Raw genomic sequence first — 13748 nt, 5'->3', positions numbered from 1 at the left:
ATGAATCTGTTTTCACACGCAGCCCGACTGGAACAGGAGAACACCCCGTTTGCCATTGCCCAGATCATCGAGAGCCGCGGCTCCACCCCCCGCCATCAGGCCCAGATGCTGGTGATGGCCGATGGCCAGATCCTCGGCACCATCGGCGGCGGCATGATTGAACGGCTGGTGATCGAAGAGGCGGTGGCCGCCATTGGTGAGCGCAAGCCGCGCATCTTCCATGGCCGGATGGCCCGCAACGGCGAACATGCGGTGGGGTCGGATTGTGGCGGCGCCATGTCGGTCTATATCGATGTCTACGGCCTGCGCCCCCGTCTGGTATTGATCGGCGCCGGTCACGTCAACCGGGCGCTGGCCCATGCTGCGGCACCGCTCGGTTTTGATATCCATGTCGGCGACTGCTTTGAAGGGAGCCTCAACCCCGATCACTTCCCCGCCGGCACCCATCTCAAACAGGCCGACACCATCAGCGCGGTAATCGAGGCACTGGCCATCGAACCTGCCAACTTTGTCATCATCGCCACCAACCATCAGGACAAGGAGGCGCTGGAGCGGCTGATAAACCGTCCCCTCGCCTATCTGGGGCTGCTCGCCAGCAAGCGCAAGGTACAGACCTTCACCCAGGCCCTGCGCCAGCAAGGGGTGAGTCTGGAGCAGTTGCAGCGCTTGCACGCCCCCATCGGCTACAACATCGGTGCCGAGACGCCCGAGGAGATCGCCATCAGCATCCTCGCCGAACTGCTGCAAGTGAAAAACGGCAAGGCAGGCGGCCTGATGCAGGACGATGTGCGCCTCAAGCGGGATCAACTGGTGGTAATGCGCGGCTCCGGCGATATCGCCACCGGCGTCGCGTTGCGGCTGCACAATGCGGGCTTCAAGGTGGTGATGCTGGATCTCGACAAACCCACGGTGATCCGCCGCACCGTCGCCTTCGCGCAAGGGATGTTTGACGGCGAAACCAGTGTCGAAGGGGTGCGCGCCAAGCGGGTCGAGAGCGTCGAGCAGGCGTTCGAGCAGCTGGATCGGGGCATCATTCCGCTGCTGGTTGACCCCGACTGCGCCACCCTCTCCGAGCTCAAGCCCCGCTATCTGGTGGATGCCATTTTGGCCAAGCAGAACCTCGGTACCCACAAGGAGATGGCCCCCATCACGGTGGCCTTGGGCCCGGGTTTTGAGGCGGGACGCGACTGTGATGCGGTGATCGAAACCAACCGCGGCCACCATCTGGGGCGGGTCATCTATCAGGGCCCCGCCCAGCCCAATACCGGCATTCCCGGGGTGATCGAGGGTCACTCCGCCCGCCGGGTGGTGCGTGCCCCCGCCCCCGGGGTGATGAAGAGCCTGATCAAGCTCGGCGATCTGGTGCAGGAAGGAGATGTGATTGCCCATGTGGGGGATGCCCCCATTATCGCGCCGCTCTCCGGCATGGTGCGGGGGCTGCTGAGCGATGGCATCGAAGTACCAGTCGGCTTCAAGATTGGCGATATCGACCCCAGAGGCGAGCGCGCCGATGCCACCACCGTCTCTGACAAGGCCCGTGCCATCGGCGGCGCAGTGCTGGAAGCCATGATGCACCTGGCCAAGCGCAGATAAGGGGAAGCAAAACTAGCTTCGCGTTTGCGACTTCGGCACCAACCCGCCAAACAGAAAGCCCCACCGTGATGGTGGGGCTTTTTTCGGCCTGTCGGGTTATGCCGCTCCCTTTACATCAGGGCTACCTGCGTCACGGCTGGGTTCGCTGCAGGCGCCAGGCACGAAACGCCAGCACCGCCAGGGTAATCGCCGTCAGGGGTAGCACGAAGCCGACCAGCGCTGCACTGAACTGGCTTTGCAGCGGACTGGATGTGGCGTGCAGGATCAGCCAGGTGGTGTAGCCGATGTAAAAGGCCAGAAACAGCGCCCCTTCCCAGCGGGCGATGGTGTAACCGGTGAAGAAGATGGGCAAGCAGGCGAGCGCCACCGCAATCATCACCGGAATATCGAACTGCAGGGCGGTGGCCGACACCTCGAGCCCCCCCGGCGTCACCATGGAGGTGAGCCCCAGTACGCAGAGAATATTGAAAATATTGCTGCCTACCACGTTGCCCACCGCGATATCCCGCTCACCGCGCAGGGCGGCGACGATAGAGGTCACTACCTCCGGCAGTGAGGTGCCGACGGCCACTATAGTGAGGCCAATCACCAGATCGCTCACCCCGAAGTAGTGGGCAATCTCCACCGCGCTGCTGACCAGCAGGCGGGAGCCCAGGATCAACATCCCCAATCCCGCCACGATAAAGAGCAGATTGCGGGGCAAGCTGTGAGGTGTCTCGGGCTCTTTTTGGCCAAACTCCTGCTCATATTCCGCCTGCACCGCCTTGGTTTCACGGCGACTCTGGACAAACAGAAACACGGTATAGGCGACGACACCAGCAAACAGCAGCGCCCCTTCGAAGGCTGAGATCCGGCCATCCCAACCAAACAGCAGCACCAGCACTGAAATGGCGATCATCAAGGGCACATCGAAACGCACCAGCTGCTGCGAAACTACCAACGGCACAATCAAGGCCGAGACGCCGAGAATAAACAGCACGTTGAAGATATTGCTGCCGACCACGTTACCCACCGCGATACCCGCCTGTCCCTCGAGGCCAGACTGAATGCTCACCGCCAGTTCAGGGGCACTGGTCCCAAAAGCGACTATGGTCAATCCCACCACCAGCGGGGAGATACCCATCATGGTGGCGAGGCGCGATGCCCCTCGCACCAGAGATTCAGCCCCCACCACCAGACACACCAGGCCTATGGCCAACCACATCAGCGTCATCATACGGTTTCATCCTTGCCGTTAAGTTCGTTGAAATAATTACATTGAATCATATACCTGCGTTCCAACGCAGCTATGTAACGACATAGTAACGAGAGGTTGCTCTGCTGTCGCGGGCTCTTTTAAGAGCGCCTTGATCCACGCCAGACGAACCCCAGCGCCGGATCGCTAACCGCTCAACCGTGCTTTATACGGGTCTCCCCTGCGACCGACACCACGGAGCGCTTGCCCTTGCGGCTGATCACCAACAGCGCAAGCACGATAAGGCCGATGCCGCTCCCCTCTACCGGCCCCGGGTTTTCACCGAGCAGCCACCAGGAGAGCAGCACGCCAGTCACCGGCACCGCCAGGGTGCTGAGGCTGGCTACCCCTGCCGGCAGTTTTTTCAGCACGAAGAGCCAGAGACTCCAGGCAATGGCGGTGGCGAAGATGGCGCTATAGGCCAGCGCCCCCATCACATAAGGTTGCCAGTCGATGGGGCGCTCTGGCACCAGCGCCGCCACCAGCGTCATCACGATAGTGGCGTAGATCATCTGCCAGGTGGTGAGGGACATCAGATCCACTCCGGGGTGGCGGGCATACATCCGCTTGGCGATGATGGCACTGATCCCCCAGCAGATGCCGGAGGCAATCCCCAGCAGCGCGCTCTTAAGGGATTCAAGGTGCAGCAGCCAGGGCTGGATCACCAACAGCAGCCCGCAGGCCGCCACCCCAACCGCCAGATAGTGCAGCTTGCGCAACCGCTCCCCCAAAAAGAGCGCCGCGAAGATCACTACCCAGAACGGCATGGTGTAACTCAGAATGGCCACCTTGCCCGCACCGCCGCTGATCAGGGCCCACTGGGCCAACCCCACCATGCCACAGGTCTGGAACAGCGCGATGGCGAGGGTATAGCGAAACGGGGTGGGTTTGAGATAACGGCGGCCGCGCAGGGCCTGCACCAGCAATAACACCAGGGAACCGCACAGGCAGCGCAGGGCAGTGAACTCGAAGGCTCCCGCGTAGAGCATCACCTGCTTCATCACGATCCAGCTGTAACTCCAGATAGCGGTGAGCAGGACCAGTCCCCCCAGCGCCGCCATATTGATCTTTGTGCTCATCTCTCACCACGCATTGCTCTGCCTTTCGCCTCTTGTTCCGGTGGGCCAACCCCTTATCGGGGTGGCTATCTTACCCCTGTGCTGGCGGTCGGGCCACGCTCTATGAGTATATCGACCTCAGCCACGGCAGCGCCCTTGCCAAAAACAGCAGGGGGCCAAGGCCCCCTGCGCATATATCAACCGTAGAGACGCCTGTTACTGGCTGATCAGGGTGCCGGTCTTGCCCGCGATCCCCTCGGCGGCCTTCTCCAGCAAGGTGATGAGGGATTTGCGTCCCGGCAGCGAGGTGGCAAAGGAAAGCGCCGCCTCCACCTTGGGCAACATGGAGCCCTTGGCAAACTGCCCCTGGGCGATAAAGCTGTTGGCATCAGCCACGCTCAGGGTATCGAGCCACTGCACATCGGGCTTGCCGAAGTTGATGGCGACTTTCTCCACCGCGGTGAGGATGATCAGCATGTCGGCGTCGATCAGTTCCGCCAGCTTGGCACTGGCCCAATCCTTGTCGATCACCGCGCTGGCACCACGCAGATGGTTCCCCTCCCGCAGTACCGGAATACCGCCCCCACCGACGGTGATCACCACCTGACCGGCGGCCAGCATGGCGGTGACTGTCTCTTTTTCGATAATGTTAATGGGCTTGGGAGATGCCACCACCCGGCGATAACCACGACCGGCATCCTCTTTGAGGTGCTCACCCTGCGCCATCAGTACCTCGGCCTCCTCCTTGCTGAAGAAACCGCCGATGGGTTTGCTCGGATCGAGGAAGGCGGGGTCGTTTTTATCCACCTCCACTTGCGTCACCAGAGTAGCGACCGGCTTGTGGATGCCACGCTCCAGCAAGGCTTCGCGCAGGGCGTTTTGCAGGTCATAACCGATATAACCCTGACTCAGGGCCACGCAGACCGACATCGGCAGATGGGGGGATTTTGGCTCGTGGCGGGCCGCCACCTCGAATGCCTGCTGGATCATCCCCACCTGCGGCCCGTTGCCGTGGGTGACCACCACTTCGTGCCCTTGGGCGATCAGGTCGGCGATGGTGCCCGCCGTGCTCTGCACCGCCTTCATCTGCTCGGGCAGGTTGTTGCCCAGAGCGTTGCCCCCCAGGGCCAGTACGATACGCTGTTTCATCTTGTGCTCTCCGATGATAAGGGTTGGCCGGCGTCATACCGGCTCGGTTGTTCTGTCTATCGCTGTGCTGTTTTCTGCCATTTGTGCCGTGGCAAATGCCCACCCTAGCGAGTTGCCAACTGGGTGGCGCAAGGGGATGGCGCACTGACCGCTTTGCCCAGCAGCGGATCAACCAGCTGCGGATCAAAGGGTGCCCTCGCCAGAAAGCGGCCATGACCCCGTTGTCCGGTGAACTCACCATCGCGGGCCACGATCTCGCCGCGACTGAGGGTCATCCTGATCTGGCTGGGGCAGCGCATCCCCTCGTAGGGGCTGTAGTCTCCGTTGTCATGCAGCGCGGCGTGGCGGATTTGGGTCTCGCCACGGGGATCCATCAGCACCAGATCGGCGTCGGCCCCTGGCTGCAGATTGCCCTTGCGCGGCCAGAGGCCAAACAGGCGCGCCGAATTGGCGCTGGTGAGCGCCACAAAGCGCGATGGCGAGATGCGCCCGCCGAGCACCCCGTGGGCAAACAGCAGCAACATCCGGTTCTCGACCCCGGGCAAGCCGTTGGGGCAGCGGCTGAAATCGCCGCCCGAGAGGGTCATGCGCTGGGCGTGGGAGAAGTTGCAGTGATCGGTCGCCACTGTATCGATGTCGCCAGCAGCGACGCCGACCCACAGCTTGTCCTGCTCGCTGCGCCCGCGCAGCGGCGGGCTCAACAGGAAGTCGACCCCGTCTTCGCGGTAGTAGCAGCTGTCATCGAGCAGCAGATATTGCGGGCAGGTCTCCACCCAGACTGGCTGACCCTGACGGCGCGCCAGCTTGAGGTACTCCAGCCCCAAGCCGTTGGAGAGGTGGACGATATAGAGCGGCGCATTGCCCGCCAGCCCCGCCAGATTGATCATCCGGGCGATCGCCTCCGCCTCGCACTCCAGCGGACGGCTTTGCGGGTGATACCAGGGCTCATGGTGGCCAGCGGCCAACAGGGCCGCACGGCGCGTCGCGATGGCGGCATCGTTCTCGGGATGGACGGTGGCGAGCGCCCCCACCTCTTTGAGGCGAGCCAGCGCGCGCAGCACGTCATGGTCCCCCAACTTGTACTGGTAGGTGAGATAGAGCTTGAAGCTGCTGATCCCCTCCTCCTGCACCATGGCGGCCATTTCGTGGAGGATGGCGTCATCCACATGCTGGATCACGCCATGAAAGCTGTAGTCGATCACCGCCTGATCGGCGGCGTAGTCGTGATAACGGGCCAGCTGGTGATGCAGATTGCATCCCGCCGGGCCAAATCCCATGTGGTCGATGATGGAAGTAGTACCACCACAAGCGGCGGCACGGGTACCGCTGAAAAAGTCATCGCAACTGCGGGCGATGCCCACATCGATGTTGAAGTGGGTGTGGACGTCGATGCCACCGGGCATCACGTAGCAGCCGCTAGCATCGATCACCTCGGTCTCACCATCGGGCTGGATATCGGCCGCACGGGCGCGGATCACCCCGTTATCGATCAGCAGATCCTGACGATACTCCCCTTGTGGATCGACCAGCACACCGTTTTTTATCAGCCGTTTCATCCCCACCACCTCGAACCTCCCATAGCTTCAAACACCAAGGCCCCGCCTGCCACAGACGGGGCACTTGCAACAGCCGGGCGACGATAGCGGTCACCCCCCGGCAGACCCCTTACTTGTCCAGCTCGGCCAGATAGAGCATGGGGATCACCGCATACATGGCGGCGCACTTGACCAGATGCTCTTTCCAGGTCTTCTCGTTCGGGGCGTGGGCTTCCGGCTCTTTACCTGGACCAAAGCCGATGACCGGAATGCCGTGGCGACCCATGATGGAGACCCCGTTGGTCGAGAAGGTCCACTTGTCCACCACCGGCTCTTTGCGGAACAGCTCGCGATAGGCCTTGGAGAGGGTCTTGACCGTGATGTGATCCTCTTCCACTTTCCAGGTCGGGAAGTAGCACTCGGTCGGGTAGACCAGACCGGTATAGGCCGGACGATCGTACTGGTACATGGAGACCTCGGCACCGGCGGCTTGTACCGCAGGCAGGGCTCGGATCTCGTCCAGCGCACCTTGCCAGCTCTCGCCCCAGGTGAGACGGCGGTCGATGGAGACGGCGCAGCTGTCCGCCACCGCGCAGCGGCTCGGGGAGGTGAAGAAGATCTCGGAAACGGTCAGGGTCCCCTTGCCGAGGAAGTCGTCATTGCCAAGGTTGTGGCTGAGCTCCTGCAATTCGCCCAGGATCGGGCCCATCTTGAAGATGGCGTTGTCACCGCGCTCCGGCGCGGAGCCGTGGCAACTGACACCCTGCACCTCGACACGGATCTCCATACGGCCACGCTGGCCACGGTAGATCTGGCAGTCGGTCGGCTCGGTACTGACCACAAACTCGGGGCGGATCTTGCTCTGCTCGATGATGTACTGCCAGCAGAGACCATCGCAATCCTCCTCCTGCACGGTACCGGTCACCAGCAGGGTGTATTTATCTTCCAGCCCCAAATCCTTGATGATCTTGCCCGCATAGACCATGGAGGCCATGCCCCCTTCCTGATCGGAGGCGCCACGGCCGCCGATGATCTCGTGATCTTCCATCCCCTCATAGGGGTCGAAGGTCCAGTTGGCGCGGTTGCCGACCCCGACGGTATCGATGTGGGCATCCATGGCGATCAGGTGCGGGCCGTGGCCGATATAGCCCAGCACGTTGCCCATGGGGTCGATCTCGACCTTGTCGAAACCAACCTTCTCCATCTCCTGCTTGATGCGCAGTACCACCCGCTCTTCATCGCAGCTTTCGCTCGGGATAGCGATCATGTCGCGCAGGAACTGACTCATCTCGGCCTTGTACTGGTAGGCCTTCTCCAACACCATTTCAAACGGAATTTGCTTGCTCATTGTGATTCTCCATAACAACTGAGAGTGCGCGGCCTGTTCGTCGGCAGCGCCCTGTGCCCGTTACCGCGCCCCGTTGACAGGGCGCGATCATTTCTTTGATTCGTGGTGATTACTCGCAGGCTGGATGCTTGCCTTCCCACACCACTTCCCGGTAGTGGGTCACATCGGTATCCCCTTCGGTGTTGATGATCAGCACCACCGAGTTGCTATCCAGCCCGAGACGCACCATCAGCGCCGCGCGATCCGGGTGGTGACGTACTGCCGCCAACACACCGGTGCCGACCGAGCCGGATTCGCCGGAGATAATGCGGGGGTCATTGCCAAGGGGGTTGCCCAGCACCCGCATGCCCAGCGCCGACACCTTGTCGTCACAGGAGATGAACTGGGTGGTGCAGCTTCTGAGCAGTGGCCAGCCGAGCGGGTTGGGTTCGCCACAGGCGAGACCGGCCATGATGGTGCGCATATCACCCCCCACGTTGACCATCTCCCCCGCCACGCCGGAGCGGTAGATGCAGTCGGCCTGATCCGGCTCGACCACTATGCTGTGCAGGTTTTTTGCCCCGAAGCAGTCAACCAGATAACCGAGCACCCCGCCCGCCAGCGCCCCTACCCCGGCCTGCAGCAGCACGTGAGTGGGCTGCTTGATGCCCATATCCTGCATCTGCTCGACCGCTTCGTCGGCCAGGGTGGAGTAACCCTGCATGATCCAGGTCGGGATCTTGGTGTAGCCCTCCCAGGCGGTGTCCTGCACAATGTGCCAACCGCGCTCTTCGGCCATCTTCATGGTCAGGCGCACGGTGTCGTCATAGTTCATGTCGGTGACAATGCACTCGGCACCGAGGTTGAGGATGTGATCCACCCGCTCCTGGGCGGAGCCCTTGGGCATGTAGACCACCGCATGCTGACCCACCTGCTTGGCAGCCCAGGCAACGCCGCGACCATGGTTGCCATCTGTGGTGGTGGCGAAGGTCATCGGCTCCTTGATGGTGCGTTTGATGAGATCAAAGGAGAAATCCTCGATAGCCACCCCATATTTTTCACAGAGCAGGTTGGCGATGGCATAAACGCCACCCAGCATCTTGAAGGCATTGAGGCCAAAGCGCTTTGACTCATCCTTGACCAATATATTTTTCACCCCGATATAGGCGGCCAGATCGATAAGGTCGCACAGGGGAGTCGGCTCATAACCGGCCAGTTTTTTATGAAAGGCACGAGCCTTTTGTGCTTCAACACGGGAAAACAGCGGTGATGGCTCGGCGGTAAAAAAGCGGTTATCGGCAATATCCATCTTCAAAGAAAATTGGGACATGCTTACCTCACTAGGCGTTACCTGACAAAGAGCTGCCTCGCCGGGAGATCCGTTATTCAGATGCCACGGGGAGAAAACTCGAAATAATGGGTTATACAGTCTAGGCAGGATGAATACTCACCCTGCCCTGCTGTTATTTATTTAACCCGCTTTTGCGCCTCTTTAATCAGATTTTCCAGGGTTTCGGCCGGAGCGGAGAATTTACGGGCCATGATCATGGCGGCGATAATATAGGGCTTCCAGCTCGCCTCTTTGTAAGTGGCGATACGATATTTTTCGAATACCCCTTCGGTCACTTCACCCTCTTTGCAGGAGACACCGGAAATATCGGCGGGCAGGCAGTGCATATAGAGCGCCTCGCCCCTCTTGGTGAGTTTCATCATCTCCTCGGTGCAGTGCCAATCCTTGTGCTTGGCGTTCTGCTCCAGACAGTGTTTCTCCAGCTCCTTGAGGCCAGCGTGGTCATTGGCACGCAGCAGCTCGGTGCGCTGCTCCATCACCTTGTAGGGGGCCCAGGACTTGGGATAGACGATATCGGCGTCCTTGAACGCCTCTTCTATGGAGGTGACCTGACGAAAGCTGCCGCCGGAGGCCTTGGCATTCTCTTTGGCCACTTCGATCACGTCCGGGATCAGGTCATACCCTTCCGGGTGGGCCAGGGTCACATCCATGCCGAAACGGGTCATCAGACCTATGATGCCCTGGGGCACGGAGAGCGGCTTGCCGTAGCTCGGGGAGTAGGCCCAGGTCATGGCAATCTTCTTGCCCTTGAGGCTCTCCAGACTGCCGAAGTGCTCCTGCAACCAGGCGAGATCAGCCATCGACTGGGTCGGGTGATCAATGTCGCACTGCAGGTTGACCAGTGCCGGACGCTGGGGCAGCACACCTTTTTCGAACCCTTCGTCCAGTGCAGCGCCCACTTCGCGCATATAGGCGTTACCGGCACCGAGGAACATGTCGTCACGGATCCCGATGGCATCGGCGCAAAACGAGATCATGTTGGCAGTTTCACGGACGGTCTCGCCGTGGGCGATCTGGGATTTACCCTCATCTAGGTCCTGCTGGGCCAGACCGAGCAGGTTCAAGGCGGAGGCGTAAGAGAAGCGGGTTCGGGTGGAGTTATCGCGGAAAACCGAGATACCGAGCCCGCTATTAAACAGTTTGGTGCAGATATTTTCGGCGCGCAGGGTCTTGAGGGATTCGGCCAGTTTCAATACCAGCTCCAGCTCCTGAGGGGTTTGCTCCCAGGTCAGCAGAAAATCTTTTTCATGCAGGTTGGACTTGAGTGCTCTGATCTCTTTGATTAATTCGTTAACTGCTTTCATCGTTCGCCCCAATCATTGGATGAGATATGGATAGCTCCCCTTTCACTCACGATGTCACCAGCATCCCGGTTGTGGGTGAGCTCATCGGTTAGCGTCGATGTAAGGCAATCAATAACCATGCCAAGCTAATAAAATTCTGGCAGATATTAATAAATGGCGAAAGTATGTGATGCCACCCACAAAAAAAGCAGCTATTTCAGCGATTTATTCCATGAAACGCCAGATACATCTGACCAACGCATTACCCCCCCAGATAATCATAAATAAATTGTCTCGCCCAATGGGGGTGAGAATTATCATTCAGCCCGTTCTACAGGGGTTGAAATGATATAATCTGGCTGACCATTATCATTATGATAATTCAACAGAGTGCGTTGATATCTGCGCTATATATCCCGGGCCTCGGGAGACAGCCCCAAGGGCAATGCCGTCCTGCCATAACCTTTCATCTTCAGCAACTGCACTCATCACGTTGGGGCGAGGCATGACGCAATAGCGCAGTTCCCCGTGCTTGCCTGGGGGTTGCAGCGGTTGTTCACCGTCGCAGGCCCGCAGCTACACCAGGCTACCAGGTTGATTGAGACCACCAAGCGTTCACTCTGCCACGACAGATGGATGAGCTCTCCCGTTACTGACACCTGATAGGCAGCGTGATAAGCTCTCGCACTCACCATAAGCACACCTTCTCTACCTACTAAGTGAAAGCAGACCAGTTTGGCAGCTGAAAGCGGGTAGACTTGGTGCCAGTTTTTCCAGACGAGATGAATTAATGAGAAGAGCAGTGATCACCGGTATCGGCGTCATCTCCAGTATCGGCAACAACAAGGAAGAAGTGCTGGCCTCCCTGAAAGCAGGTAAATCCGGCATCACCTATTCCGAGCAGTTCGAGCAGCACAGCCTGCGCAGCCGTGTCTGGGGTAACATCAAACTCGAGCCGTCTGAACTGATCGACCGTAAAGTCATGCGTTTCATGGGCGACGCTGCGGCCTACGCCTACCTCTCCATGCAGCAGGCCATTGAAGATGCCGGTCTGGCGGAAGATCAGGTCTCCAACGAGCGTACCGGCCTGGTGGTCGGTTCAGGTGGTGCCTCCGGCAAGAACACCTCGGAATCTGTGGACATCGCCCGTGAGAAAGGGGTCAAGCGTGTGGGTCCTTACATGGTGCCGCGCACCATGTCTTCCACCACCTCTGCCTGCCTGGCGACCCCGTTCCAGATCAAGGGTGTCAACTACTCCATCAGCTCTGCCTGCGCTACCTCTGCTCATTGCATCGGTCACGCCATGGAGTTGATCCAGCTTGGCAAACAGGATGTGGTGTTCGCTGGCGGCGGTGAAGAGCTGGACTGGTCCTCTACCATCCAGTTTGACGCCATGGGCGCCCTCTCCACCAAGTACAACGACACCCCGGAAAAAGCGTCCCGTACCTATGATGCGAACCGTGACGGTTTCGTTATCTCCGGTGGCGGTGGCATTCTGGTCGTTGAAGAGCTGGAACATGCGCTGGCCCGTGGTGCTCACATCTATGCCGAACTGACCGGTTACGGTGCCACCTCCGATGGCTACGACATGGTTGCACCGAGCGGTGAAGGCGCGGTGCGTTGCATGAAGATGGCGATGCAAGGTGTTGGCACTGTTGATTACATCAACACCCACGGCACCTCCACTCCGGTTGGTGATACCAAAGAGCTGGAAGCTATCCAGACCCTGTTTGGCACCAAGGGCCCCAAGATCTCCGCCACCAAGGCGATGACCGGCCATGCGCTGGGCGCCGCAGGCGTTCATGAGGCTGTCTACTCCCTGCTGATGATGGAACACGGCTTTATTGCCCCCAGCATCAACATCGAGACCCTGGACGAGAAGGCTGAAGGTCTGCCCATCGTACGCGAGTACGAAGAGGCCGAGCTCAATACCATCATGTCCAACAGCTTTGGCTTTGGCGGTACCAACGCCTCTCTGGTGTTCAGCAAGTTCAAAGGCTGATATCCGGCTGATATAAAACGCGCCTCAGGGTGCAATCACCATCAGCTTGGGATCTTTTGATTGGTCCTTCAGAACTGAAAAAATCCGAAACCACTTGAGTTGGTTTCGGATTTTTTATTTGCCTCTATTCGTATCACCCCAACAGCTGCTCATCCTGCCATACCACCCCGTTACCTCCCCTTGCCAGCCATATAACCCCGGATATCCCCATCCCGTTGTTCAACCCGAAGAACGCTGTAATCTCTGATGGCCTACTTGAATATGAGCCTTTCAACACATCATTGGGACATAGCCATCAAGAACCTTATTTGACCTAATCCCGTTCTGAAAGAACGGGGATTTTCGATGCAACATGCAGAAACAGCTTCACTCAACAAGTCGTCACTGTGGTAAATTGGACCAAAACGGAACTTGTTGAGGATCCTATGCCTATTACCCCGCCCCCTTCTACCTTTCACTGCCCCAAATGTGGCTGGCACAAGACGGTCGCCCCCAAGAGTGACGTCATGGTACGAGGCTACAACTGGTTTGAGATCTGCCCCGAGTGCAATCATGCGTCACTGGAAAGAACCCCAGCCACCATGGTTGAGCGAGCAATGGCAAAGGTTGGGAAGTGACCATCATGAGCAGATGGCCACTCAAGCTGATTCGCCACATGCCACATTAGCCCGAAGCCATACCGTAAGCTGATTGCATAGCCGCAGATGCCAGCCATATATCCGATAGGACACGGTTCATAGAATAGCTATTGCTCAACCACGTAAAGCCACCGAATTTACGGGTCTGCTCGGCTGAGCTCGGGCGCAAACCCTGCTCGCTCGCAAACAGGTCAAGCGCATCCGCCTCATCCCCTATGTAGTGACCAGCAGTGACTGGGATGCCAAGGCCAATGAGCTTGGCACAAGCTTAGGGGTGGAAACCATCAGCATCCATCAGTTCGACAACCCTATGAATTCCATCTTCATCAACGCTGGCAATACCTGGCGCCTGAACCAGCTGCTGCAGATAATCGGTGAGAGCAGCGGCGACACCCTCGAATACTGGAGCGCCCGCGGCGAGAGCTACAAGACGGCGAGGAGGTGCAGGAATTCATGGATGCCCCACTGGCAGCGTTGACGCCGTTCAAGATGGCCTGACCATCTATAGCGCAGCCAGAAAAGCAAAAGAGGGATGGCGAAACCATCCCTCTTTCCCTTACCCCGGCGTTGTTTCCCAA

The 13748-nt window shown here is 59.2% G+C and carries 9 protein-coding genes and 1 pseudogene; 3 read left to right on the top strand and 7 right to left on the bottom strand.

The window, feature by feature from the left end:
- Window positions 1-1593 carry a selenium-dependent molybdenum cofactor biosynthesis protein YqeB gene (gene yqeB, locus BN1135_RS13190; protein ID WP_042021789.1) on the top strand — a complete coding sequence of 531 codons (1593 nt, stop codon included), beginning with the start codon at window positions 1-3 and terminating at the stop codon, window positions 1591-1593.
- Window positions 1594-1723: 130 nt separating this feature from the next.
- On the opposite strand, the gene BN1135_RS13185 is transcribed toward yqeB, so the two are convergent.
- The 7 genes from BN1135_RS13185 to ygeW all read right to left on the bottom strand — a co-directional run bounded on the left by BN1135_RS13185 (window position 1724) and on the right by ygeW (window position 10551).
- Window positions 1724-2809 (bottom strand): calcium/sodium antiporter, encoded by a 1086-nt coding sequence (locus tag BN1135_RS13185; RefSeq protein ID WP_042021786.1) that lies wholly within the window; start codon window positions 2807-2809, stop codon window positions 1724-1726.
- A 173-nt stretch (window positions 2810-2982) separates the two neighbouring features.
- Window positions 2983-3906: a DMT family transporter gene (locus BN1135_RS13180; RefSeq protein WP_042021784.1), complete on the bottom strand. Its 924-nt coding sequence runs from the start codon at window positions 3904-3906 to the stop codon at window positions 2983-2985.
- Window positions 3907-4101: 195 nt separating this feature from the next.
- The gene (arcC, locus tag BN1135_RS13175; protein ID WP_042021783.1) at window positions 4102-5034 is read right to left on the bottom strand and encodes a carbamate kinase; all 933 of its coding nucleotides are present in this window, start codon (window positions 5032-5034) and stop codon (window positions 4102-4104) included.
- Window positions 5035-5138: 104 nt separating this feature from the next.
- A complete protein-coding gene (hydA, locus tag BN1135_RS13170) occupies window positions 5139-6590 on the bottom strand; it encodes a dihydropyrimidinase (RefSeq protein WP_042021781.1) in 1452 nt (483 codons plus the stop codon).
- 109 nt (window positions 6591-6699) lie between these two features.
- Entirely contained in the window at window positions 6700-7917 is a 1218-nt protein-coding gene (locus BN1135_RS13165; protein ID WP_042021778.1) for a YgeY family selenium metabolism-linked hydrolase, read from the bottom strand.
- 109 nt (window positions 7918-8026) lie between these two features.
- Window positions 8027-9226 (bottom strand): diaminopropionate ammonia-lyase, encoded by a 1200-nt coding sequence (gene dpaL, locus BN1135_RS13160; protein ID WP_042021775.1) that lies wholly within the window; start codon window positions 9224-9226, stop codon window positions 8027-8029.
- A 137-nt stretch (window positions 9227-9363) separates the two neighbouring features.
- Window positions 9364-10551, bottom strand: a complete 1188-nt coding sequence (ygeW, locus tag BN1135_RS13155; RefSeq protein ID WP_042021773.1) for a knotted carbamoyltransferase YgeW — start codon at window positions 10549-10551, stop codon at window positions 9364-9366.
- Between the two features lie 769 nt (window positions 10552-11320).
- Between ygeW and fabB the strand changes: the two genes are divergently transcribed.
- Together fabB and BN1135_RS22665 are read left to right on the top strand one after the other, a co-directional pair.
- Entirely contained in the window at window positions 11321-12532 is a 1212-nt protein-coding gene (gene fabB, locus BN1135_RS13150) for a beta-ketoacyl-ACP synthase I (RefSeq protein ID WP_042021771.1), read from the top strand.
- A gap of 741 nt (window positions 12533-13273) precedes the next feature.
- Window positions 13274-13534: pseudogene (locus tag BN1135_RS22665) on the top strand (dipeptidase PepE); the annotation flags it as partial.
- Window positions 13535-13748 lie beyond the last annotated feature (214 nt).

Origin of the sequence: Aeromonas sobria (assembly GCF_000820145.1) — a bacterium.
Taxonomy (GTDB): Bacteria; Pseudomonadota; Gammaproteobacteria; order Enterobacterales; family Aeromonadaceae; genus Aeromonas; species Aeromonas sobria.
The sequence above is the reverse complement of the archived record's forward strand: the minus strand, read 5'-3'. Positions and strand labels throughout refer to the sequence as shown.